The organism is Pseudobutyrivibrio sp. YE44, assembly GCF_900104335.1.
Lineage (GTDB): Bacteria > Bacillota > Clostridia > Lachnospirales > Lachnospiraceae > Pseudobutyrivibrio.
The window spans coordinates 1-23,470 of sequence record NZ_FMXT01000006.1 but is presented as its reverse complement, the minus strand read 5'-3'; the positions used below and the strand labels follow the sequence as shown (position 1 = coordinate 23,470).

26 protein-coding genes are annotated in these 23,470 nt (G+C 38.1%); 1 reads left to right on the top strand and 25 read right to left on the bottom strand.

The window, feature by feature from the left end:
* Window positions 1-121 precede the first annotated feature (121 nt).
* The 17 genes from BLR54_RS09740 to BLR54_RS09660 all read right to left on the bottom strand — a co-directional run bounded on the left by BLR54_RS09740 (window position 122) and on the right by BLR54_RS09660 (window position 14,029).
* Window positions 122-448: a hypothetical protein gene (locus BLR54_RS09740; protein ID WP_090420289.1), complete on the bottom strand. Its 327-nt coding sequence runs from the start codon at window positions 446-448 to the stop codon at window positions 122-124.
* Window positions 449-465: 17 nt separating this feature from the next.
* Window positions 466-2,382, bottom strand: a complete 1,917-nt coding sequence (locus BLR54_RS09735; protein ID WP_090420287.1) for a T7SS effector LXG polymorphic toxin — start codon at window positions 2,380-2,382, stop codon at window positions 466-468.
* Window positions 2,383-2,394: 12 nt separating this feature from the next.
* Window positions 2,395-2,664 (bottom strand): hypothetical protein, encoded by a 270-nt coding sequence (locus BLR54_RS09730; protein WP_090420284.1) that lies wholly within the window; start codon window positions 2,662-2,664, stop codon window positions 2,395-2,397.
* A 13-nt stretch (window positions 2,665-2,677) separates the two neighbouring features.
* Complete coding sequence (locus tag BLR54_RS09725; RefSeq protein WP_090420281.1) at window positions 2,678-3,079, bottom strand: YwqH-like family protein; 402 nt, start codon at window positions 3,077-3,079, stop codon at window positions 2,678-2,680.
* A complete protein-coding gene (locus tag BLR54_RS09720) occupies window positions 3,079-3,399 on the bottom strand; it encodes a DUF4176 domain-containing protein (protein ID WP_090420278.1) in 321 nt (106 codons plus the stop codon). Before BLR54_RS09720 ends, BLR54_RS09725 begins: the two co-directional genes overlap by 1 nt.
* Before the next feature lie 33 nt (window positions 3,400-3,432).
* Window positions 3,433-5,010 carry an FHA domain-containing protein gene (locus BLR54_RS09715; RefSeq protein ID WP_090420276.1) on the bottom strand — a complete coding sequence of 526 codons (1,578 nt, stop codon included), beginning with the start codon at window positions 5,008-5,010 and terminating at the stop codon, window positions 3,433-3,435.
* Between the two features lie 2 nt (window positions 5,011-5,012).
* Window positions 5,013-5,603 carry a hypothetical protein gene (locus tag BLR54_RS09710; RefSeq protein WP_090420273.1) on the bottom strand — a complete coding sequence of 197 codons (591 nt, stop codon included), beginning with the start codon at window positions 5,601-5,603 and terminating at the stop codon, window positions 5,013-5,015.
* Window positions 5,604-5,651: 48 nt separating this feature from the next.
* Window positions 5,652-7,334, bottom strand: a complete 1,683-nt coding sequence (locus BLR54_RS09705; protein ID WP_090420270.1) for a serine/threonine protein kinase — start codon at window positions 7,332-7,334, stop codon at window positions 5,652-5,654.
* Window positions 7,335-8,135, bottom strand: coding sequence for a PP2C family protein-serine/threonine phosphatase (locus BLR54_RS09700; RefSeq protein WP_090420266.1), 801 nt, complete (start codon window positions 8,133-8,135; stop codon window positions 7,335-7,337).
* 8 nt (window positions 8,136-8,143) lie between these two features.
* Window positions 8,144-9,691: an FHA domain-containing protein gene (locus tag BLR54_RS09695; protein WP_090420263.1), complete on the bottom strand. Its 1,548-nt coding sequence runs from the start codon at window positions 9,689-9,691 to the stop codon at window positions 8,144-8,146.
* A gap of 165 nt (window positions 9,692-9,856) precedes the next feature.
* A complete protein-coding gene (locus tag BLR54_RS09690) occupies window positions 9,857-10,330 on the bottom strand; it encodes a hypothetical protein (protein WP_090420260.1) in 474 nt (157 codons plus the stop codon).
* A 17-nt stretch (window positions 10,331-10,347) separates the two neighbouring features.
* Window positions 10,348-10,671 (bottom strand): hypothetical protein, encoded by a 324-nt coding sequence (locus BLR54_RS09685; protein ID WP_090420258.1) that lies wholly within the window; start codon window positions 10,669-10,671, stop codon window positions 10,348-10,350.
* 113 nt (window positions 10,672-10,784) lie between these two features.
* Window positions 10,785-11,246: a hypothetical protein gene (locus tag BLR54_RS09680; protein WP_143008425.1), complete on the bottom strand. Its 462-nt coding sequence runs from the start codon at window positions 11,244-11,246 to the stop codon at window positions 10,785-10,787.
* Between the two features lie 5 nt (window positions 11,247-11,251).
* Window positions 11,252-12,106: a hypothetical protein gene (locus BLR54_RS09675; RefSeq protein WP_090420250.1), complete on the bottom strand. Its 855-nt coding sequence runs from the start codon at window positions 12,104-12,106 to the stop codon at window positions 11,252-11,254.
* The gene (locus BLR54_RS09670) at window positions 12,103-12,459 is read right to left on the bottom strand and encodes a hypothetical protein (protein WP_090420247.1); all 357 of its coding nucleotides are present in this window, start codon (window positions 12,457-12,459) and stop codon (window positions 12,103-12,105) included. The genes BLR54_RS09675 and BLR54_RS09670 overlap by 4 nt, the downstream gene beginning before the upstream one ends.
* Before the next feature lie 50 nt (window positions 12,460-12,509).
* Window positions 12,510-13,259, bottom strand: coding sequence for a hypothetical protein (locus tag BLR54_RS09665; RefSeq protein WP_090420244.1), 750 nt, complete (start codon window positions 13,257-13,259; stop codon window positions 12,510-12,512).
* 5 nt (window positions 13,260-13,264) lie between these two features.
* Window positions 13,265-14,029 carry a hypothetical protein gene (locus tag BLR54_RS09660; RefSeq protein WP_143008423.1) on the bottom strand — a complete coding sequence of 255 codons (765 nt, stop codon included), beginning with the start codon at window positions 14,027-14,029 and terminating at the stop codon, window positions 13,265-13,267.
* Window positions 14,030-14,036: 7 nt separating this feature from the next.
* On the opposite strand from BLR54_RS09660, the gene BLR54_RS14955 reads away from it, so the two are divergent.
* Entirely contained in the window at window positions 14,037-14,189 is a 153-nt protein-coding gene (locus BLR54_RS14955) for a hypothetical protein (RefSeq protein WP_176761914.1), read from the top strand.
* A 34-nt stretch (window positions 14,190-14,223) separates the two neighbouring features.
* On the opposite strand, the gene BLR54_RS09655 is transcribed toward BLR54_RS14955, so the two are convergent.
* The 8 genes from BLR54_RS09655 to BLR54_RS09620 all read right to left on the bottom strand — a co-directional run.
* Entirely contained in the window at window positions 14,224-15,030 is an 807-nt protein-coding gene (locus BLR54_RS09655) for a hypothetical protein (RefSeq protein ID WP_090420238.1), read from the bottom strand.
* A 99-nt stretch (window positions 15,031-15,129) separates the two neighbouring features.
* Window positions 15,130-15,945: a hypothetical protein gene (locus BLR54_RS09650; RefSeq protein WP_090420234.1), complete on the bottom strand. Its 816-nt coding sequence runs from the start codon at window positions 15,943-15,945 to the stop codon at window positions 15,130-15,132.
* Window positions 15,946-15,949: 4 nt separating this feature from the next.
* Window positions 15,950-17,548: a hypothetical protein gene (locus BLR54_RS09645; RefSeq protein WP_090420231.1), complete on the bottom strand. Its 1,599-nt coding sequence runs from the start codon at window positions 17,546-17,548 to the stop codon at window positions 15,950-15,952.
* A 17-nt stretch (window positions 17,549-17,565) separates the two neighbouring features.
* Window positions 17,566-17,868 (bottom strand): TIGR04197 family type VII secretion effector, encoded by a 303-nt coding sequence (locus tag BLR54_RS09640; protein WP_090420228.1) that lies wholly within the window; start codon window positions 17,866-17,868, stop codon window positions 17,566-17,568.
* Window positions 17,869-17,883: 15 nt separating this feature from the next.
* Complete coding sequence (locus tag BLR54_RS09635; protein ID WP_090420224.1) at window positions 17,884-18,162, bottom strand: DUF4176 domain-containing protein; 279 nt, start codon at window positions 18,160-18,162, stop codon at window positions 17,884-17,886.
* Between the two features lie 167 nt (window positions 18,163-18,329).
* Complete coding sequence (locus tag BLR54_RS09630) at window positions 18,330-18,623, bottom strand: WXG100 family type VII secretion target (RefSeq protein ID WP_090420221.1); 294 nt, start codon at window positions 18,621-18,623, stop codon at window positions 18,330-18,332.
* Window positions 18,624-18,658: 35 nt separating this feature from the next.
* Window positions 18,659-22,894, bottom strand: a complete 4,236-nt coding sequence (locus BLR54_RS09625) for an Ig-like domain repeat protein (protein ID WP_176761913.1) — start codon at window positions 22,892-22,894, stop codon at window positions 18,659-18,661.
* A gap of 359 nt (window positions 22,895-23,253) precedes the next feature.
* A partial coding sequence (locus BLR54_RS09620) for a transposase (RefSeq protein ID WP_176761912.1) occupies window positions 23,254-23,470 on the bottom strand: 217 nt, incomplete at its 5' end.

Here is a 23,470-nt window from a genome sequence, read left to right as displayed (position 1 = left end):
CAATCCTCCCAAGGCATTACAGCCACTATCTATGCTACCGCCATTATACTGAATATATATGAAAAAACTGCAAAGTAGCTTGCGCCACCTTGCAGTCTCCTATTTATGTATCTTTTCAGAATTAATTATCTATTTCCTCATCAATTATTCTATCAACATCTGCCTCAATTTCACTATAAGTATTAACTAAATTCATAAGAAATTCTATATTAGTAGTTCGACCATGTTCAAATATTTCAGTCTCAACATTAACAGCATTCAAATCGTTACAAATAGAAATAATCTTCTTTATTCCCTTCCCATCCACAAAACGACATTCATACACATAATCATCACTAGAAATAAGTTGCTTTATTTCTCCCATTGATAATTCCGTGTAACTTCTTAACACTTTAATACATGATGTAATTTGGTCTTTTGTTTTAACCTTAATTCCAATCATATCCATAAAAAACTCCTTTTAAATCAAAAATCTGATATATCCACAATAGGTTCCCCTGGCAAGCTATTTCGATAATTACCACCATGCCAGCCATTCAAGTGTTCATTTTGAGTAGCTGGGAAAATGACCTCTCCCCTATTTGCCAAATGAGGATACTCTGAAACACTGTAAGTATGATGACCGCTTATTGGTTTACCATCATATTGCGGTGTTTTACCATTTATAATCGCATCCTTTTGCTCAGAATTCCAATCCCTAGTAGTTGGTTCATTATTAAGTATTCTTTCACGTTCCTGATTCCAAAATTCTTTTACCCCTTCACTTCTACGCTGTCTTATCTTCTTATTCCAATTATAAGAATTATACTCTTCTCTTGTAGCAGTCCTATTATCAATTTTTTGTTTAATCTCTTTCATCTTAGACGAACTAAGTTGTTTATTCGAACACCGATGTGGTTCCAAATCCAATCCTTCGGTTCGTTGTTGAATAAGTTGTTTACTAGTTATTTTTTCTGGACTAACAAATGATTCATTCTTAACACTTTCTCCACTTAAATCATGTACTCCATCTCCATCAATCTTTATCGCAGCATTATGCCCCTTGTTAAGCTTGCCACCAATCTTTCCTGCAGCTTCATATGTACCTGGGTCTGTCAAGGCGCCAATTCCTATACTAAGAATAGCACGCTCTGTCTGGTTGATGCCCACATGCTGGTCGATGAGATTTACAGTCATGTCAGTGGCCACATCTCCCATCTTGTTAAGCATAAGTTCCTTGGATACTGAAACCGCAACAGATTTGCCAATTTCCATTCCCTGAAGGCCTTTTGATGCTGCACTTAAGTATGCTGTGGAGCCCATGGTCAACACATTGGCAGCTAGCATATTTGCATTGCCCCAAAGATCATAGAGCTCTTGGTTGCCCATAAATATAGTATCACGAATTGGATTGAATGCATAGGAAGATAAATCTCCATGCATACCATAATAGATATCCTGCGCACCTTCCTCTGCATTTGCTATACCATAGCCCATTGTGCATGTACCAGTGAGCATTAATGCACCAGCTACAGCTGGTGTAGCAGCACCTGCACTGGCAACTATAGCTATACCTCCGATGATAGCCACACCTATTCCCATGATAAGCTTTGCTCGACCTTCATCAATTCGAGCTTGTACTGCAGCATCATAGTCTGCTTGCATTCTTTCAGCTATGGCATTGATATTTTCACTGGCCGCGTTAAGCCTATCCTGATTGTTTTGAAGATACTCTTGACTAAAAATCATAGACTCTCTAAGAGTCTGTGCATAAGTATTATTAAGACAATCACCACTATGATATTGATTTGGGTTTACATTATCTCGATAATAAGTGATAAACACCTCAAGATTTGAGATGAACTCTGTCAGAGAATCCAAGTCTGTGGAATGCTCCTGTTCATAATCACAAATCCAGGTATCAATATTATCAATCATGCTTGCCATGCCTTGTAAATCCATGCTAAGGGTTCCAAGGCTTGGATTTGCAAGCAGAATAATATCTGAAACCTTGCTTATTGAATCAGCAATATCCTGTTTGACCAATGCATTAGCAGAATCATATTTCAAAGCCTTACCACGATATGTATCCATGGTTTCAGCGCAAAACTTTGCCGCATAGTCACTATCTATTCCAAAATACTCTGAATAATAAAGCATAAGCTTTGCCTGATATTCAGATAACATTAAAGAAACAGAACTAATAAGCGGCAAATGAATTTCTTTTGCATAAGCTTTTATATTATCTGCAGCTACACCTGTAAAAGTATTTGTATCAATAATGGCTGTAACGTCGCTTTGCACCGTAGCCAATATATTTTGAATTTCAGCTATTCTCTGACAAGCCAAGGTATAAACCGATAGATTGTCTATAAAGCTGACATTATAATCTTTTCCTTGCATAAAACAATATCCTTAAAAATTATTTTGTAAATCATCATCCATATCTTTTAATTCTGAAACTACTTTTTCAACGCTGCTTGTATTTGCAGCAATAAGCTGTTTGTAGGAATTAACAGAATCAAGAATTGTACCAAACATATCCACGTATTTTTCAAGCATAATGTTCTTTGTGTCCGCCGTGGTAATTTCTTCTTTCTGATGATTTATACTTGCAACATCAGCTTCATAAGTGCTGAGAAGCTGAGTGAATTCTTCACTATAAAGTTTAAATTTAGTGCTCATAATCTATATCCTCTTAATTAAGTGCCTGCTCTATTTCGCTGAGCAAAGAATTAATTCTGGCAGCAAGCCAACCTATAGCTCCCTGCCATTCAATAATCTCATTTTCTAAAGTTGTTATTTTCTCAATAACAGCATCCAATGCCGAATCTATATTTGTAATATAAGTTGTGTAATCCGTTGCAATTGCATCACTAGCTCTATATATCTCATATGTCTTCTTTGAGCCTTGCCAGGTAGTGTCTAAGCTAAAGTTCTCAGCCACCTTCGCCCAGTTGTCTTTATAAGTCTCAATAGTTTCTTTCGCATCTGCTAAATCTGTTTTAGTAACCTTAAGACGTCTTATCTTTTCTCTATTGTCTTCTATCTTATTGTTATACGCATCAATAGAAGCCTGTAAATCATCAATTAAACCCATTACTGTTCCTTACCTTTCAACAGCTTAACTTTTCCTCTTTCAATATTTTTTTCAGCTATCCACTTGTTTAAATTCTTTTCCATTCTTTCGTCATCCACATCAGCAAAGCCTTTGAAGACAACCTCCTGAATATCCTCTTCATTGAAGTAAAAAACTCTATCACTAACAAGTCCCTGAGGATACACGCATCCACCATACTCAAACATATACTCTTTGCCTCTAATAGGAATCACCATTCCTCTTGAAACAATCATTAACTTTTGAATACCACCATCAAGGATAACTACACTTCCAAGTGGTAACCATTTCTTGTTTTCCATTTCTTTCCTCCTATTTCTGTTCAGTAAACTATTCTACTTCGTATATACGAATACCTCATTCGACAACCTAATCTCATCACCATCTCTAAGCTCCTGAGGCTGGCCTGCCACCAGCATCACGCCATTAAGGAAGGTGCCGTTCTTTGAGTGATTATCTGCAATGGACGCACCATTGGCATTCACTGTAATGATGGCATGCTGTCGGCTGATGGTATTGTTATCCCTGATACAATAATCGCAGTGCAAATCATCCTTTCCTAAGCAGAAGGTGTTCTTCATAATTGGAATAGTCTCGTTATTCTTCTGGCGAAGCAGACTTCCTCCGTTCAGCTGACCTGAAGGAGCTGCCATATTCATTCCCATCATAGGATTCACTGGTGCACTGGCTGCTCCAAGAACTGTGGTATCTGAGCCCAGCTCTCCCGACATACCGGCAGGAATTGTTGGCTGGAACTGATAAGATACGTTGGTCTGAGTCTGAGTGCCCAGGCCGTCGTTGCCTCCGTTTGCTTCCTTTGCTTTAAGAGTTTTTACAAGAAGGATAATCACAGCTGTGATAGCAGCAACAAGCAATACCGCAAATGCGATAATGACAGGAATTACCCACTTAGGAGTCTCAGTGTGAACCTCTATCACCTTATCCTTTTTTTCTTCCTTTGCTTTGTTCTTCTCTTCCTCTTCTGCCTTTGCTGCAGCCTCCTTTTCCTCGAAGGTAACACCATCAAAGGCTATTCCCATTCCGTTAAGAACCTTCACTATAGTGTTGGAACTAACTGCATAGTAATAATTTCCATCTGTACGAAGGGCATTCATTCCAATCACTTCACCATCGGCTGTGATAAGTGGTCCTCCCACATTGTTTTCGCCAATCTCAGCCTTGTGCTCAAGAAATTGTATATCACCCTCTGTTATCACATTGCTAAGCTGACCGGTAGCTTTGTTTACTCTGTCATTGGAGTAATATGACACCTCTGACTGGTAATCAATTGGGCTAGGGAATCCCAGTGCATAGGCAGTATCCACCACGTTATAGGCGTTTTTATCTTCATTTTCAGAATAGATAAACTTCATAGGTGTTCTGTTATAAAGCACCTGTGAAAGCTTAAACACTGCCATATCCAAATCTGCACTGCTGCTAACCATAGATGCAGCTGCAGTAATGTCGTTTTCTATTACAACCTCATATTCAAGCTGTGCTCTTTCTCTCTCGTCAGCACCTACGCCAACTGCTGCAAGAAAAGCGTTCTTTTCCTCAGCCTCAGGATTCATTCTCTGAAGAGTGGTGATAACATACTCCTCCTTCTCAGAATTTCCAATAAGGATTCCTGCTGCGCCCTTGAAAATATGACTCTTTCCTTCACTATCCTTATATACGCAATTAATCTGAACTACTCCATTTTTTGCTGCATCTATAACATCTGTATCACCAGAGCTGTCTGGGACTTCTTCAATATCAGCCTCATCTACAGCTTCCTGCTCTGCTTCAACTTCTGTAACAGCTTCTTCCGGCTGCTTATCCTCTGCTGCAACAGAAACAAAGGTATTGAAATTAAATCCAATACCTAATGTAAGGGTCATTGCCAAAAAAACTGCGTAAACTCTCTTAAACATAATTAATTCCTCTTAATGCTATTTCCTGTAATTATTATTTCATCCTCTATTTCAAAACCAGCTGGTGGCTGGCTGCTGTTTCCTGAACCATACAAGGTTTCATCCAGAACCATTGTTGCGTCTGGATCATAATCCAAGTTATCTAGAACCATAGTTGCATCTGGATCAGACTCTGCACCTAATACCATCGTAGCTTCTGAGTCATTCTCTGCTCCCAATACCATTGTGGCTTCTGGGTCAAACTGGGAGCCACCTGCTGCGCCAAGCACCAAGGTGCTGTCATCCATAAGCAGCTCTGTCTCATCCTCCTGCATGTTCACATTGAGATTTGTGGAGGTATTCCAAGAAATCACAGCTTTTTTCTTGCTGCTATCCACATAGCCTGTACCTGTTTTTGTGGCAGATGACAGCTGGCGAATTTCTTTGTCCACACCAGCACCTGTAAGCACTCTAAAGGAATGTGGAATTTTAAATACAAACCACATTACGATAGCTGCCACAAAAAGCACTATTGCTATCACCATCAAAATGATTGCAAGTGTTGAATAGAACGACATTTGTTCATTTATAGTTGTTGCATTTGAATTAAACATAATCTTTCTTCCTTGTATTACAACCTGAACCCTTTGCTATTTGGATTCTTACTCCGCAACCATAATAGCCTGACGAGCTTTTTCAATGTTGTTGTTAAGCTCTTCCTCAAGTTCCTTCACACGGTCATTTTCCTCTGCATCTGTTCCGTTTATGTCATCACGCACATGCTGCTCGATGTTAATAAGCTGAAGCTCCATATCGGAATAAGACACCCCTGCCTTGGCAAAGTTTTGTAGGTTGCTGTATATCTGGGATGCCATTTCCTTGTAGATAACAAGGGCTGTGTTGGCATTGTCTTCCTTTGCAATATCACCCTTACATACTGCCACTAGGTCACTCCAGTACTGGGCATAGTCAATCTGGCTATCTCCTGTTTTGTCGATAGACCCAAGATTCACATAGTAGGATGCAATGGCGCCGAGACGCTTTGCTCTGGCATTTCTGTTTTCGCCCAAATCACCCTCTGCTGCTTTGTTGAGCCAGTAAGCAGACTGCTGTTTGTTTCCCTCACCTTCATAGCTGTAGAAATATGCAAGTCCAAGTCTATAGGCAAAGAGACTATATCCCTCTTTGTTCTTGGTCAAAAGCTCCTCATAGGTGGATTTGCCCTTTGTCTGAATCAAAAGTTCTCTAAGCTCCATAGCCTCATCTTCCGAGAACACGTCATCTGCCAGATATATCTTGTCCAGCAGGGCAATATAAGCATCAGCCTTTGCAGGATCCACAGAAACCGCATCCTTATAGGCCTTCTTCATATCCTCAATGGTCTCGTAGGTTCCACTTCGTTCTATCATTTCCTCATAGCTTTCAGCTTGGAAGGTTGTAGAATGATTGTGGGCAAGAAAAGCTCCCAAGCCACAAACTATTGCAAGAAACAGTGTGATGCTAAAGGTGACCATCTTTGCCTTTTCTTTATTTCTATATGAATTGTCCAGCTCGAAATAGTGCTCCAAGTCGTATAAAACCTGGGCACAATTCTGATATCTTTTAGCTGGATCAAGCTGTGTACACTTTAAAATAATTTGTTCGAAGCCCTGTGACAGAGCTCCATTCCAATATCTGATTGGATAAATTTCGTATGGTGGCTCACTTGGATTTTTGCCTGTCACCAAATGATACATGGTGGTGCCCAGACAATAGATATCTGTTCTAGCATCCGTCTGCCCCTGACCACCAAACTGCTCTGGTGCAGCGTAGCCTCTGGTTCCAAGACAGGTGGTATCCTCAGTGTTTTCCGCCTTGTACTGTCTGGCTGTACCAAAATCGATAAGCACGATTGTGCCATCAGGCTTCAGCATGATATTTCCAGGCTTCAAATCTCTGTAGATAATAGGTGGATTCTGGGAATGTAAATATCCCAGCACATTACAAAGCTGCTTTGCCCATTCGATAACATATTCCTGTGGCTGAGCACCAAGCTCATTAACAGCCTTGCTCAGGGTATTTCCCTCAACATAATCCATGACAATCAAAAGGGCATCATTGTAATCAATAATATCTACAATACTAGGCAAATTAGGATGAGAAAGATTCTTAAGCATCTCTATCTCGTTCCTGAGACTTTGCATAGTGATGTCCGAATTTGCCATGGCATCCTTGCGGATTTCCTTTATAGCCCACTGCTTATTGGCTCTCTCATTCATAGCCAAATAAACAATGCTCATTCCACCTTGGCCTATTTTGTTTAATATCTTGTATTTGCCATCAATAACAGACCCGATTTCTAACATTTATTTCGCTCCAATCACTAAACCTGAAATATTGTCAGTTTCTCCTCGTTTCAACGCTAGCTCTGTAAGCTTCTTCACTCCGTCCTTCTGTGGTGCAATAGATATGATTTCCTCTGGCTTCAATAACCTCCACAAGCCATCTGAACACAAGAGGAAATAGTTCTTCTTTTCAAAGGTGCCCCTGAAGAAATCCGGGAACACATTTTCCGAAGCTCCAATACATTGGAGTAACACACTCTTTTGGGAGCTTGCTGCAGCTTCCTCTGGAGTCATTCTTCCCAAATCCATTTGCTGCTGCACATAGCTTTGATCGTGAGTAATCTGCTTGATGTGTCGCTTGTTGAACTGGTAGGCTCTGGAATCTCCAACACTCATAACCAGATATTCATTTCCAATCAAAATCATAGCCACGGCTGTGGTGCCAAGACGTATACCATTGTCCGCACCATACTGCTTCAAGCCTTGATTCATCTGTCTAGCAATAAGTCCCCATTGAACTTCTATTTGCCTCCAGTAATCCCCTTGCTGACTATTTCCTGTGGTTGACTGCTGTGATAAATCCTCGGTTGTATCCTGTGACATAATCAGATGAGGAAAATCATTTTCAAACCACTTTCCCATTCTGTTTACGAAGGATGCACTGGCGATTTCGCCCTGGGACAAGCCTCCCATTCCATCACATAAACAAGCAAAGCAGACACGGCCCATGTTACTGGTCCGCGCCTGCTTAATAATCAGTGAATCTTGATTTACTTTTTTTCTAATTCCTATATCCGAATAGGCATCAATTGTATATAACATAGCTTAATCTATACCTGATACTCAAATTCCTCATTAGAAAGCTTGATGATATCGCCGCTGTTAAGTAATACTAATCGGCCGCTTTCAAGCTTTGTTCCATTTATCCAAGTGCCATTTGTAGAATCGCAATCCTTGATGTAGGCACCATTTCTTCCTGCTGAAATGATCGCATGCTGTCTACTAATTGCTCGGTTGTTGTCGATGTAATAGTCAGCATTGTTTTGATCCTTTCCAAGAACAAAGTCAGATTTTGTAATCTCAATAACCTCTTCTGTTCTCTTGCGGATAAGTCTGCCAAGCTTAATCTCTGGCTGAGCCATATCGCCGCTTAAAACCTCTGTCTCGCCTTCATTGCTACCATTAAGAGCATCTGCTCCAAGCACTGTGGTCTCGTCGCTTGAAAAGGCTGGCTGCTGAGGTGCAAAATCTGGAACAGTCTTCGCTGCTGCACCTGCAACCACAGTCTGTGTGCCAGACATATCATAGTTTGGTCCCTGATACTGATTCTGAGGTGCCTTAGGTGCCTTTGGACCAGAATGCTTCTTCTTGTTTAAGAGAATCATTACAACAGTCAAAACAACAATTGCTACAACAAATACTGCTGCAAGAGAAAGAATCATAATGAGTGACTCAGAAACACCTGATTTCTTTGGCTTTTCAACCTGTACAGCTGTCTCTGAAGACTTATCCTTAGACTCTACAGTGTCTTTTACTTCCTGCTCTTCCTCTTTCTCTTCCACTACTGGCTGAGCCTGCACCTTGGCATAACGAACTCCAAGGCCATCAAGAACCTTTGCCATCTTTGTGGAGTCAAGAGCGCACCAGTTATCTCCATCTGTTACAGGAAGATTGAGACCAATGACAAAACCATTAACATCTACAAGTGGTCCACCGTAAGTGACAAAGTCAGCATCAACATCGTTTTCAATCATCTGAATACCTTCGAAGGTGATCAAATCAACAATCTTTCCCTCTGCTGAGCTAACATCACTGCTTGAGTAGTACTGAATCTGTGATTCGTAGGTTATCTCTTTTGGATAACCGAAAGCAAACACCTTATCACCTGCTTTGTAGGTAACATCATCCAGCTCATAGGTATCTGAGGTCAAAATAGCAAGTGGTGTTCTGGTATAGATTGGCTGTGGCAAAGAAAGCACTGCCATGTCCATATCATCGCTGCTGGTAAGGACAGTTGGAGTAAGCACAACATCCCCTTCTACTACAACCTCTATTGCAAAAGTAGGATCTTCTTCTGTGGAAATTTCATAAAACTCCACTGCTGCATCCTTGATTTCCTTTTCAGGATTCACCACATGATTGCAGGTGATAACATACTCTGTGCCCTCAGTGTCTCCAATAAGGAAGCCAGCACCACCATATACCACGTGCTTCTTTCCTTCCGCATCAAGCACTACAGTATTTACCTGCACCACGCCCTCTTTGGCATCGCTGGTCACTGCAGGACTCGAATCCTTCTTGGCTGCATTTACTGGCAATCCCGGAACAAGCATTCCAACAACCAGCATCACTGCAAATATCTTTCGCATTGTCTTCATCTTTGTTCTCCTTGTACAACTTCTCTATCTAAACCAAAATCGCTAGTTTCCCTTATAATTCACATATTACTAACTACATTTTTCCAAATTGTGAAATAATGGACAGTTTGCTGTTTTTTCACAATTGGGAAGTGAAATAATTCTTTTCATAATTCCTCTTCTTTATTACTGCTTAATGATTTTCATTAATCCTACAAAAATCATTAATGCTCCAAAAGGGACAAATAAAAACTTTATAAATCCCCTTGTACGACTGAAAAGCTTAATACAGATTAGTCCCAAAAGAATTATTCCTGAACCTCCACAAAGCTTTATCGTAAAAAGATGAAAACTTTCATCTTCAAAAATATGACCAATAATGGTAATGAGCATTGCCTCTAAAATCGCTATAAAGAAAATCAAATATCCCATTGTTGCTGAAATAATGCTAACCAGGGATTTTGATTCTGACTTTTCGTAAAATGATATACATTCATATTGATTATCACTAATTTTTCTACAAACAAATTCTGCATCTACTTCGCTTGTTGGCCCAACTGTAGAAAAAACTATAATACAATTATCGCATACAGCAAAACGCTTAACATTTGGCATATATATGTAAGAATCTTTTAACAGCAAATCAAAATCCTTTTGCAACTTATACTCAGTCTCTTTTAAAGAAAAAGTATATAGTTCTTCACCATTTTTTTATAATCAACATATTTAAAGATACTACAAGCCAATACTATGCCATAGAAACCCAGATATAATCGTAGTAACTCGGCGGAAACATCCGTATTTTCAGCTATAATTATGTCTGGCTGTACGGTTACCACAAATAGGTTAATAACTCCCAATACAAACATTGCGATTGCCATAAGAATCTGTATTTGGGGTTTGTGCATTTTGTATCTATTGCCTGGAAGCATATCAAATAACATCGCAAGCATAATTACGAATAATTCCATTGACAGAATTACAGATATTTCAATAAGCATAATAAACTTCTCCTAACTATAGCCTTTTAATAATCCCCACCAACACCATCAAGAATAAAATCTGATACAAATTCACTTACTCTCTTCTTCTCGCCTGAATGTTTTTCAGTTAATTATTCCATTCCACGGTCTGCTATCCATAAAGTTCCAACTGCAATGGCAGGCGTAGATGCGCCCAATATTGCGGTAAAGGCTGCAGTTGCCCAAGAGAAAACGCTGCATCGCCTATAGCCGCCATTATTCATTTTTACCGAAGTGGTATTTGAAATCTGCAGTTTCATTAAATCTTCATCTGCTTTAATAGCCTTAATAATAGCCGCCCATTCAGCACCAGACATATATGTTGTGTCACCATCTTCGTTCTTAATAGTCTTATTTCCCATTGCCTCCAAGATTCGTAAATCACTGTCTGAAAAGCTCTCAACTATTTCTTTAACTGTTTTATCATTTCGAATATCGTGAATATCTGTATTTGAACTATTATCAGATTTCTGAGATTCAATATTTTTATATACGTCATCATTTAAATAAGTAAGTTGCTCTAAGAGCATCATTTGATTATCACTATAAATCATTTCAATCACCAAAAATAAGGCTTTCCATCATCTTCTATTTTACAATTAAAAGAAAACACTTCTTTATCTTTAAAATAATAGCAATCCATATAATTAAAGTAACTCGCGTTTGAAAAATCTTCCTCGCTTAAAGCTATAAATTTTATCATTGCTCCATATTTTGCATTATTTTCATTTAACCAATCAACCAAGTCTGCTACATATTTTCTACCGGCTTCTTCATCTGCAAAACAATTTTCAATAACAATTGTTATACTTCCCCCTGTATTCGCTATATTCACAGTTTGATTTTCATTATCCACATCATGCACTTCTACATCCAAAAAAAATTTTGTTTTTGGATTATATTCTTTCAAATGTTTTTCAATGAGCTTTTCATATTCATCTGATGCAGTCGTAACCATGTAGTAACTATCAGAAAAAATATATGTCTTCTCCTTGTTATCCCATTTTAAAGATGCACTTACATCTCTATGCTTCTCATCCGAAGTTTCTTTAACAATAAGATCTGCACTTATGGGATTTAACCAAAAGCATACATATTCGAATTCCTTTCCTGGATACTTTTCATCCAAATATTGGTACAGCATCTCAATCTTTATAGCCGCTTCTTTCTGCTCATCATTCATCTGGCTATAATCTGTTGTCACGCCTTCCCACTGCATGATTCTTTTTTGTCTATCATTTAATTCGGTAGTCTGACTTATAAGAAGCTTTACATTTTCATTTTCTGCTAGCTTTGCCTCAGTCAAATCATGCTCTTGCTTCATTCTGACTATGTCATCTATGCCACATCCTGATAATGTGAACAGAAACAATATTAAAAGTAAAAATATGGAAATCAGATTTCTTCTCTTCATAATTCCTCTTCTTCGTCCTCTTCACATTGAGTGGCTAATAATTCAGCTTCTTCGTCTTCAATCTGTTGAATTTCTCTTTTGTATTCTTCTGTAGCAAGCTCATCAAAATCCCTGTATGATTCTCTAAGACTTCTTAAAAGGCTGTCACGTTCGTTATATATATTAATCATCTGTACATCCAATTTCATGGGACCATCGTCATTAAAGCGTTCTGACAAGTGTTGAAATCCTCTGCTTATTTCCTCATCATCTTCTTCAATTTTCCTTTTAATACTCCTTAGGTTGCTTTCAGCAGAATCTTTTCTCTCTTGTAATCGATTTCTTATAGATCTTAATTCATCTTTATCGTACATAACCTAAGACTCCTCTGTATTTCTTAGCGCTCCACCTTATATATGAGTATTCACATACCTAGACCGTATTTAATAAAACTCAGCACAACCAAAAAATACAATATAACTGCTAATCCTCTCATTACATAGGCAATAATATTGCTATTATTCCTGAACAACTTTAGTAATACTGTAGCAACTACTGTCAACACTACTCCTGAAAGCAATCTTTCATGCGAGAATAACTCAACATTTACTTCCTTTAGATAATAGAGATAATTGGCAAGTGTAACTCCAAAGAATAATATAAACTTGCTTGTGATATTTAATAGTCTTTTATATGTAATCTGGCAGCTTTCATCAACGTATGCGTGGCAGAAATATCTCCCTTCTTCTATCTTTCTGCATACGAATGTGGCGTCAATATTAGAGTATGGTACTAGTGCAAATTCAATTATTCCACCTGAAAATATCATTATTGGTCGCATAATAGCTCCACCATTTGTAGTATGGCTCTCCTCTACAACAAGCACATATTCATCTTTCTTTAATGAAATATTCTCAATTGTTGTTGACTTATGTCTTAATAAAATAATGATGGAAAAGACAAATATAATACATGCAATAACCAGTAAAATAATTGAGAAAATATTTTTTTGACCGCCAATAGTGACTGCATAAATATTCGTTAATAGATTAATCACGGATATAGAAAATAAAACGTAATCCGCAGCAATTATATTTCTCTTAAAAGATAAATTTGATGCTAAAACAAATACGTATATAAATATGAGTTCTGTTGATAAATATTTAATAATCATAATTCTTACCAAAATCTCAATTCATCATTTTCCATAATTTCACTAAAAATATCGTATATAATTTTAGACTCTAATAAATTACTAGTAACACGATTACTAAATTTTGCAGATTCAAAAGTATTACTATCCACAACAATTAATCGTATTATTCCCCCGTGATTGTTATTATTAGCTATTAGCCAATCATCAAACTCTTGCAAATATGACTCTGCTTCATCTTTTGAAGCGAATTTATTCTCCATAACAATTGTAATACTGCCATCAGCATTATCTATGGCTATCTTTTCTGTTTCATTATCTACATGCTGAATCTCTACATCCAAGAAAAAATTTGCATTGGGATCAGATTCTTTAATATGTTCTTTTATAAGCTTCTCATACTCATCAGAAGCTAAAACTGCTAAATAATAATAATCTGAGTATTTATACTTTTTCTCTTTGTTATCCCACTCTAACGAAACGCTTACTTCTCTATGCTTCTTATCCGAGGTTTCTTTAACAATAAGATCAGCTCCTATGGGATATAACAAAAAGTTTTTATACTCAAACTCTTTTCCTGGATACTTTTCATCCAAATAGTGGTACAGCATCTCAATCTTTATAGCCGCTTCCTTCTGTTCATCATTCATCTGGCTATAATCTGTTGTCACGCCTTCCCACTGCATGATTCTTTTTTGTCTATCATTTAATTCGGTAGTCTGACTTATAAGAAGCTTTACATTTTCATTTTCTGCTAGCTTTGCCTCAGTCAAATCATGCTCTTGCTTCATTCTGACTATGTCATCTATACCACATCCTGATAATGTAAACAGAAACAATATTAAAAGTAAAAATATGGAAATCGGATTTCTTCTTTTCATAATTCCTCTTCTTCGTCCTCTTCACATTGAGTGGCTAATAATTCAGCTTCTTCGTCTTCATCGTACATAACCTTGGACTCCTCTATATTTCTTAGTGTTATCCCTTAAAAAAGGCCTACCAAAGAAACAACTCCAACAATAATCATTACTAAACCAAGAACTTCAAATATGACTCTAATCAAACTATTTACTCCTATAAATGTTTTAATGAAAGCCAATCCAAACAATACCATAAGCAAGTTCGTAAATACTTCATAGACTGTTTCTCCAATAGCAGTGTTTGAAAACTGATGTCCCGATAATACAAAAAAAGCAACATCAACAATACACAGAAGAAACAAAAGTAGTGAACTTCCTCGCTTAATGATATTTTTTATATTTAACTCTTTTTCTCTAATAGTAATGCATTCATATTGTTCTTCACTAAATTTTCTACATATAAAGTCGGCATCAATTTCATTAGCTGGCATGACAGACGTAAAAACTATTATAAATCCTTCACATTTAGCTGTACGTTGTACATTTGGCATATACATATAGTTTCCGAGGGTTAAATCAAAATCATGTACTAAAGTGTAATCTTCTTTTGAAAGAGATATACATTCCAGCTCATATGAGGATTTTTTCATATCTGTATATTTATATATACTAGCAAAAAGAAATATTACGGCTAAAACTATGAAAGGTTTCATCATATCTAAATTAGCATAATCATTTCCTGCATTAATTTCTTCCGGGAACAATAACATTACTGAGAGAATAGCCGCACAAATAGTGCATATTATCACAGAAGAAATCAACTGAATTTGAGGTTTATGCATCCTGTATTTCGTTCCTGGGAATAATTCAAATAACATTCCAAATGTCAAAACCAATATTTCCAACGTAAGTATCATAAGTACTTCTATCATTAGGGTTACTCCTCTAGTCTATAAGCCAATGAACAATACAAGTAATAATCCTTGCTATCTTTCAATTGAAATCTATACTAATACTTCACTCCTAATCAATTACCAAACGCTGAATAGTCTTACACAACTTAGTATCAATATAACCACACCAAAAGTTACGAACAAATACTTTATTACTCCCTGTACATTCTTAAAGAGTATTATGCACAAGAGTCCCAAAATCATCAGTCCAATAAAACCTGATAATCTCTGAATAACCATATTTATCTCTTTATCAACAAATCTATGTCCTATTAATATCATAAGAACTGATTCTATCATCGATAAAAGAAGCATCATCCACGTTCCAATCGAAGCCATAACTTTTCTGATATGAAATTCACTTACATCCTCTTTAAAAGTTATACATTCAAATTGATTATCTTTTATCTGCTTGCAAATGAAAAATGCATCCACCTCAGTTGCTGGACGAACTGTTGAAAAAACAATAATAAAACTTCCGCAATCTGCAACACAGCTGACATTCGGCATATATACATAATCGCCTATGGTTAAATCAAATTTTGTTTGTAGCTTATATTCATATTTTTTCAACTCAAATAAGCATATATTTCCAGAGTTTTTCTTTACATCAAGATATTTATAAACACTGCAAAGAAAAATAATTCCAAAAATCCCCCAAAAAGGCAATATCACATCAGTTTGTAAAAGGATATTCTTTTCTATTAGAGCTTCTGGAAATACCTTCGATATAGTTACTATTATGGTAGCAGTTACCATCATAATAATTGCATTCAAAAGCTGTATCTCATGTTTGTGTACTTTATATTTATTACCAGGAAACACTTCAAACAATACAGCAAACGTAAAAATCAAAATTTCAAAAACTAATATTGCGAATATTTCAGATATCATATTTTTAAAACTCTCCTGTTGCTAAATACAATAGTCCATCTGAAGCTAATTCTGTCAGACCCCTTTTATTCTCTTCGCCCCAAACTGCCGCTGTAGCTTTTTCAACTCCCAAATTAGCCAGCCAAGTAACACCAACAACTGCTGCTCCAACTGCAATGGCAGGTGCAGATGCGCCCATTAATGCGGTAAAGGCAGCAGTTGCCGCAGCGCCAATTACTATATCAACAGCTGTTTCAGTCACTGTTTCTGCAACAGCACGCCCTTTAGTCATACCAGGATTGTCATGCATCTCTTGAATATTATCCATTGCATTAGCTCCCAGAGAAAAAGCTGCACCGCCCCATTTTGTTGCGACTTTTAGATTCTTTGCTACTGTTGCATTCTCTCCTGCGAGTTTTGGCAAGTAATCCAATTCTTCACCAATAGATTTTTTAAATATTGTCCATTTCGTTGGTTTACTAGCAACTGCTGCATCATCAAGCAAATCGGCAACTGCTCCACCTTTTCTGAAATCTCCAAAAACGGCTCCCATATTTCCCGGTTTGCCAGTATATGCATTTTCTACAAGTCTTCCAAAAGAATCTGTAGCATTCTTTCCCATTTCAAAAAGACCTTTACCAACGGTTGTGGACTTATCTTTAGCTATTCCATCTCCAATTTTATATGCAGAATTTACAAAGCTTCCGACAATACCAAAATTTCCGACTACGTCAACTGCTAAATCTGCAACATCATTTCCTTGATACTTTTCCTTAATCTTGGCAAGTCTCTGAATCTCTTCCTCCATCTGATTTCTATCAAGCCCCTTAAGTCTCTTGTATAGCTCATACTCAGAAGGAGTCAATTCTGTTACCTTTTTTGATAATAGTTCATTTACTTTTTCTTGATCGATTTCCTCGTCAGTATTCAGTAAACTTTTGGCAGTATTCTCTATGTCCTTATCAAACTCTTCATTAAGCTTCTCAATTCCCTGCTGCCATTTTGAATTAGCTGGTATATTGTAGGTTCCATTTGAGAAACTAAATGCGATATCAAGCATTCCTTGATTGATTAAAGCTCTGTATGGCTTACTGTTTTGGAAATAGCCTTTTGTTGTTTCCTCTACGTTGTCAAAGAAATCTCTCTTTGCACACCACTTGTCCCAGGCAGCTCTATGATTAGCAGCCTGTGCATCGTAGTTATCCGCTGCATCATACCATTTCTGAGCCAAAAGCGAATTATCACACTCGTATGCCTTATTTCTACAGTCAGCTGCTGCACTGGCACATCTCATCTCCTCACTCTTTTCATAGGCGATTTGAGTTAAGATTGTATGACCATAAAGGTAGGACTGCACTCCACCCCCACTTAACATCGAACCAAGGGCAGCGTGATCAATACTGTCCAATTCGTTTGCATAAATCATTCCCTTGATTATGGCTAAATATGCATTACATTGATTTCTAATAGCATCAGCAGATTTTCCTGTGTCCTCCATCATTAAAGCTGCTGCAAATACATTTCCAATCTCAGCAAGATGCTCGTTTCTATTTGCAAGAGTTTCTACTGCAGCTTTACACTGCTTCTTAAGCATCTCCTGATCCAATATATCGTTATATGTCATAATTACTCCAAATATTTCTAACCTTCCAATACACTGTGGTAGTAATTGGAAAGGGATTCTTCCATTTCATAACATTGCTTACCAATGTTATCCAAGTTCTTCTTCTCTTGTATTGCCATTTTCTGAAAAACAGATTTGTAATTCTGCTCTAGTGCAATGGCCTCATGAGCTGCAGCATTTGCAGTAATAGTGCTGACATTATCCATGTCCAGTCCACTCACTACTCTACCTATATATGAACCCTTGGCATTAATGGAAGTTCCTAGTGAATTCAAGTTATCAAATTTTATTGAAACTTCTGTGTTTTCCGTATTACCCATAACCTTATGCTCCTTTTACTGCTCTTGGTTTGAATAGAATTCTGAAAGCTTATCTATAAACTGACTTCTGTTCTCATCCTCAAACCCTCTGAAAAGCACTTTTTCAATATCCTTATGCATAAAAATGAACTGTGACTCAGTGCCCATATTTCCTTCTGGATAAAGCACTCCAATATAATCATATTCCTCGCCTGTATCCATGTTCTGCTGCTTTACACCAAAAATCATAAGTGCATGCTCTGCATTTCTAAGCCAAATAACACTTCCTATTGGCAATAACTCTTTAATCTCCATAATCTATTTCCTTTCTTTTCACGTTTTATCAAATTCTTTTATCACAACCTCATCCAAAACCTGAGCCCCTCAGCTTTTGGATCAAGTTGTCATTCCCCTAAATAATCAATACGCGGCAGACCAAAGGCCCGCCGCTGTACTGAATAGACAATATTATCCGCCTTTTATTATGACTGGAACTGTGCTGCGATATCGCTATCTGTTGTCTCTACGATTGAAGCTGTAGAGTCAAGAGCTGAAGCGATTTCACGGATAAGCTCCTCTGCCTTCTGGAATCCTGGCTTAAGCTCCTCATAACGAGCTGCGTATGACTCGCTAGCTGCACCTTCCCACTCAGACTGAAGGTTTGCAAGAAGTGAATCCATGCTTACGATTACTCCGTTAACTGTATCAGCCTCGTTACGATACTGATTTGCTCTCTCTCTCATCTGATCTGGTGTTATTCTAATCTGGTTTGCCATTTTAATTTCCTCCTAATTTCTTTCTAATAATTTAATTAATGCTTTTTCTTTTTATAAACAACTACGCCTGCGCTACCTGCAATAATTAATATTGCAAGAATAGCTAAGATGCCGATTGCCTTTGAAGCCTGGTATACAGCCTTCTTTGCAAGCTCGTCTACGCCAAGCTTAGCTGTTGGTGTAAGGTCATCCTCAAGGAGAAGCTCCTCAGCCTTAACTGATACGAGGATGTTATTGTACTCAAGATTTGTAACATTGCCAGCAACGTCAGTACACTTAATTGTTACCTTCTGGTAATCATCCTTTGAAGGGATTGTAAGAACTGCTGTACCACCGTTTGCTGCAAGCTCATCTGCTGAGTAGCTAGCAAGCTGCTCGTCGTTAAGATAAACCTTCATCTCTGTTACACCGATTGTATCTGCTGCGTTTACAGAGAAGTCATGGCTATCCTCTTCGTAGATTCCGCCGTTCTCAAGACCTGATACAACCACGCTAGGTGCATTCTTATCAAGTAAGAACTCGATTTCAGCATCCTTTGACTGGTTGCTCTGCTTGTTAGTAGCTCTATCCTCTGTGAATACAGTTACAGAATAAATTCCGTCCTTATCGAAGTTTGAGCTATTGATATCGTAGCTAATTGAATGCCATCCCTTTTCGTTTGTAGTATCGCTTACCTTATAAGCTCTACCCTCTTTAAGAGTCTTAACATTTCCATCGAATGCTACTGATACTTCCTTGCTTGTTACGCTATCAACGTTAATCTCTGTGATAACTACGTTCTGTGGCTTTGTTACATAGTAACCATCAACCATAGCCTTTGTAGCATCGCTTAATACAAAGATTGAACCAAATCTATTAACAGAATATTTAATCTGCTTCTCTGTTGTGTTTCCAGCAAAGTCAGTAAGCTTAACTGATAATGTGTAAAGGTCGTCGTTTGCCTTTTCTCTTGCTAAATCAGCGATAGCATATGTAAATAAACCATTGCCTGGTGTCTTTGTAATGCTTGGGCTGATTGTTCCATTGTTTGAACCAGAGAGTGTAATCTCTGTGCTGTAATCATTGATGTTTACATCCTTTGAGCTGATAACTGGAGCTACCACGCCATTGTTAGCAGACATATCTTCAACACCTGAGATTTCAAGTACTGGAGCTGTCTTATCAATTACAAAGTCATCTGATACAAATGTGTTCGAAGCGTTTCCTGCTAAGTCGATGCAAGAAACTGTGAATCCGTAACGACCATCCTGGTTAAAGAGGATGCTTGTCACATGATTAATTCCAGAATCTGAATAATCATCAAGTGCTGGTACAGAATCTAAGTCACCAGAGTTCTTCTTTACAGTAACCTGATTCTTGCTGAAGTTCTTCTCTTCGAAGGTGATTTCAGCCTTACGATCAGCCTTGTAATAGATATCGTTCTGGAAGCTGTTGTTGTCGAACTTCACAGAAACCTGTGGAGCTGTCTTATCAATAACGAATGCAGCGTTGTAAGCTGGCTCAGCATCGCTCTTTGATGTTACAACTGCCTTGTTTCCGGCTCTATCATAGAACTCAACATTAGTAATCTGATATTCGCCATCCTGATCAAACACGATTGTGCCTGTATAGCTGCTCTTTGAACCAGACATTGTGTTGAAGGTTGGGTTACCGTCCTTAGACTTAACTGTGATACCAGCCTTAATGTCTGCCTCTGCTGATGTAAGGTTTTCAAAAACCTCTTCATCCTTAAGTACTACTGTAGCTGTTCTGTTAGCCTTGTAGTACTTCTCATGCTCAAATGCATGGTTATCGAAATTGATTGTTACCTCTGGAGCAACAGTATCAATTACGAAATCTGCAACCTTGAAGGTTTCAGATACGTTTCCTGCCAAGTCAGTAACCTTTACTGTAAAGCCGTAGTGGCCATCAGCCTCGAAATACATCTTTGATGTATTGATTGTTCCGTTCTTTGTGAACTCAGAAAGCTTTGGAACATCGCTATAGCTACCCTCTGCCTTCTTAACATCTACACCCTTTTCTGTGAAGTACTTCTCATCAACAATAACATCAGCTGTACGATTAGCGTTGAAATACTTGCCGTTCTTGTAGCTGTTGTTATCGAACTTCACATCAATCTTTGGTGCAGTCTTATCAATAATAAACTCGTTATCCTTATCAGAAATCTCTGTGCAGTTACCTGCTAAGTCGTAGATTTCTCCGCTTAATGAATACTCTCCCTCATCCTTAACTGGAAGTGAGATAACACCTGAAGTCTTAATATCCTTAGATAATGTTGTGTTGTGGTTTTCTGAAACCTTAATGTAAGACTTTGGTGCAAGGTACTTATCTTCAACTGTAACTTCTACTGTTACATCCTTGTTGAAGTACTTACCGTTTAATCTGCTAGCCTCTGACTTGTACTCAATCTTTGTACATTTAGGAGCCTGTGTATCAACAACGAAAGCATTCTTTGGATCTGTGATTTCTAAGCAGTTACCTGCTAAGTCATACACATTACCTGTTAACTCGTGCTCGCCGTCCTTGTTTACATGAACTGAAAGGCATCCAGATGCCATGTAATCAGTAGCACAAATATCTGAAACATTGATATATGAGCTGTTGCTAAGATGCGCATCCTTAAACTGTACAGAAACATCTACAGCCTTGTTGTAATACTTACCATTGAGCTTCTCAGCCTCTGATGTATAAGATGTACCATCAAGAGTTGGCTTAGTGTTATCAACATATGTGCTGATATCCATTGTGTGAGTCTTCTCAAGCATCTTAAAGCTTAACTGATACTGATTCTCAGCACCGCCTGCTACTTTTTCCTCAGCTGGTACTGAATACTGGATATTGTTCTCATATACAATCTTGAAGGTTGGGAAAAAGAAATATTTCATACCTGCAAATACTTTCGTAGGCACTGATGTTGCTGTAACAATTTCAATGCCACCAACCTTTGTCTCGCCAAGCTCAGTAAGCTTTACAGATGAAGTATCAATCTGTGCATCTGTTCTACCTGTCCATGTAAGAAGTAAGCGATCTTTATGATTAGATACATTCTTTGAGTACCATGGGTTCTCAGGAGTTGCTGTCCAACCAGCACCGTCAGTAACTGTTCCCTGAAGGTTCTTAACAGCCTTGTCAGTGTTAATATTTCTAAGAATGTAGTGAAGCTCCTGCTCAGTCTTACCAGACTTGTTATCTCCACGGCTTCCGTCCTTAAGCTTCTCACCGATGCAGTAGCTAACCTCTAAACCATCAACGCTTACAGCATCTTCGTACTGCTCGTTTGATGTCCATGTAAATACTGCTACGCCCTTTTCAAAGCTTTCAAATGTCATTGGAAGCTCATACTCGCCATCAAACATAAGCTTTGCTTTGATAGCACCTGCATTTGTAATGTCCTCACTTGTCTCATCATTAAGAGCCTCAATTGTAACTGTGGCAGTAATCTTAATCTGCTTGTTATAAGCTGTGATTTCCTTACCATCCTCATTGAACTTCTCAATGTCCTTTGAAGCATTGCCAGATACTAAAACTGTCTTAACATCAACCTGTGGAGTTGTGTCTCTCTCATCACAGTAGTTTAAACATCCGTCAGCGCTGTGCTCACAATACTGAAGCTTGCTGCCAGCTGTGCCCTTCCATTTACATTCCTCTGCAGCCTTTGTGAAGTCAGAACCACATACCTTACACTTGCCTGTTGCAGCATGGTGTGTGTTATCTGTCTTATGATAAGTATAGGAATCTGCTGAACACTTCTTTGTCTCATCTGTATAAATGTATTGATTACATTCCTTACATTTCTTGTAGACACCGTGCTCATCAGTACCATCTATATGACGGTATTCAATGTCCTTGTCATCAAGCTTTTCATGCTTGCATGACTGCCCCCAAGGGCCCCAATTGAACTTAGACTCTAAAAGCATTGCTGCCTTATCTAAAGCAGAATCCTCATCTAATGAATCCTCGTCTGATTCCTCATCAAGGTCTGAGTTTAAATCAAAATAGAAATCATTTGACTCAGTTCCCTCTTCATTATTTTCTGTTGTAGTATTGCTGTTATTCTCTATGCTGTCATTACCAGAAACGGTATTATCAAGATTAGTGCTAGAATTTGTGTCGTTAGATGTATTACCTGTTTCAACTACTACTTCCCCCGATGGCTCTGCCCCATCGTCAGCCGGATTGGCGTAAACGGCTGTACTACTAAATAACAATGAACTAAGCATTGTCAACGCCACTAGCCGTCGAATAATGGCGATTTTGTGTAACCTCTTCAATTTTAACATACCCTTTCTAAAAATTTGTGTGAACGCCCGAACATATTTTGTTCACAATTTCATCACAGATGATAATTTATCATGATATTCCCAAATGGTCAATTGACACTTTTTGCCAATTTCCGTCCTTTTTTGCCATATGACCTTCACAGTCACTAAAAAACAGAATTAATACTCAGGCTCTGCAGGGCTCCCAATGCCCTCAGCTGCTGACACAATCACAAATCAAAACCACCGGCTTAGCCGGTGGTTTGTTCTAGCCCTATAAGGGCTTGTTACCGGCACTGGAGTCTAAAGACTCATCGAAAGGTTCGCCAGCCGCAACATCATTTACTTGCCGAGCCCCTTGGGCTCATTAATTATTTGCTTTTGTTTACTGGCTCACCCGTAAACGGGTCAATATACTCTTTGAGTGTCATCTGATCGTACTCTAAGTCTTCTTTTAATTGATTCCTTATGTACTCTTCAATTTTCTTTGCATTCTTTCCTACTGTATCCACATAATATCCTCTACACCAAAAGTGCCTATTCCCATACTTATATTTTAAATTTGCATGTCTTTCAAATATCATGAGA

Excerpts from the sequence above, each read along its gene's own strand:
- BLR54_RS09740 (WP_090420289.1), bottom strand. The coding sequence starts at position 448 with ATGGATATGATTGGAATTAAGGTTAAAACAAAAGACCAAATTACATCA.
- BLR54_RS09735 (WP_090420287.1), bottom strand. The coding sequence starts at position 2,382 with ATGCAAGGAAAAGATTATAATGTCAGCTTTATAGACAATCTATCGGTT.
- BLR54_RS09730 (WP_090420284.1), bottom strand. The coding sequence starts at position 2,664 with ATGAGCACTAAATTTAAACTTTATAGTGAAGAATTCACTCAGCTTCTC.
- BLR54_RS09725 (WP_090420281.1), bottom strand. The coding sequence starts at position 3,079 with ATGGGTTTAATTGATGATTTACAGGCTTCTATTGATGCGTATAACAAT.
- BLR54_RS09720 (WP_090420278.1), bottom strand. The coding sequence starts at position 3,399 with ATGGAAAACAAGAAATGGTTACCACTTGGAAGTGTAGTTATCCTTGAT.
- BLR54_RS09715 (WP_090420276.1), bottom strand. The coding sequence starts at position 5,010 with ATGTTTAAGAGAGTTTACGCAGTTTTTTTGGCAATGACCCTTACATTA.
- BLR54_RS09710 (WP_090420273.1), bottom strand. The coding sequence starts at position 5,603 with ATGTTTAATTCAAATGCAACAACTATAAATGAACAAATGTCGTTCTAT.
- BLR54_RS09705 (WP_090420270.1), bottom strand. The coding sequence starts at position 7,334 with ATGTTAGAAATCGGGTCTGTTATTGATGGCAAATACAAGATATTAAAC.
- BLR54_RS09700 (WP_090420266.1), bottom strand. The coding sequence starts at position 8,135 with ATGTTATATACAATTGATGCCTATTCGGATATAGGAATTAGAAAAAAA.
- BLR54_RS09695 (WP_090420263.1), bottom strand. The coding sequence starts at position 9,691 with ATGAAGACAATGCGAAAGATATTTGCAGTGATGCTGGTTGTTGGAATG.
- BLR54_RS09685 (WP_090420258.1), bottom strand. The coding sequence starts at position 10,671 with ATGCTTATTGAAATATCTGTAATTCTGTCAATGGAATTATTCGTAATT.
- BLR54_RS09680 (WP_143008425.1), bottom strand. The coding sequence starts at position 11,246 with ATGATTTATAGTGATAATCAAATGATGCTCTTAGAGCAACTTACTTAT.
- BLR54_RS09675 (WP_090420250.1), bottom strand. The coding sequence starts at position 12,106 with ATGAAGAGAAGAAATCTGATTTCCATATTTTTACTTTTAATATTGTTT.
- BLR54_RS09670 (WP_090420247.1), bottom strand. The coding sequence starts at position 12,459 with ATGTACGATAAAGATGAATTAAGATCTATAAGAAATCGATTACAAGAG.
- BLR54_RS09665 (WP_090420244.1), bottom strand. The coding sequence starts at position 13,259 with ATGATTATTAAATATTTATCAACAGAACTCATATTTATATACGTATTT.
- BLR54_RS09660 (WP_143008423.1), bottom strand. The coding sequence starts at position 14,029 with ATGAAGCAAGAGCATGATTTGACTGAGGCAAAGCTAGCAGAAAATGAA.
- BLR54_RS14955 (WP_176761914.1), top strand. The coding sequence starts at position 14,037 with ATGTCATCTATACCACATCCTGATAATGTAAACAGAAACAATATTAAA.
- BLR54_RS09655 (WP_090420238.1), bottom strand. The coding sequence starts at position 15,030 with ATGATAGAAGTACTTATGATACTTACGTTGGAAATATTGGTTTTGACA.
- BLR54_RS09650 (WP_090420234.1), bottom strand. The coding sequence starts at position 15,945 with ATGATATCTGAAATATTCGCAATATTAGTTTTTGAAATTTTGATTTTT.
- BLR54_RS09645 (WP_090420231.1), bottom strand. The coding sequence starts at position 17,548 with ATGACATATAACGATATATTGGATCAGGAGATGCTTAAGAAGCAGTGT.
- BLR54_RS09640 (WP_090420228.1), bottom strand. The coding sequence starts at position 17,868 with ATGGGTAATACGGAAAACACAGAAGTTTCAATAAAATTTGATAACTTG.
- BLR54_RS09635 (WP_090420224.1), bottom strand. The coding sequence starts at position 18,162 with ATGGAGATTAAAGAGTTATTGCCAATAGGAAGTGTTATTTGGCTTAGA.
- BLR54_RS09630 (WP_090420221.1), bottom strand. The coding sequence starts at position 18,623 with ATGGCAAACCAGATTAGAATAACACCAGATCAGATGAGAGAGAGAGCA.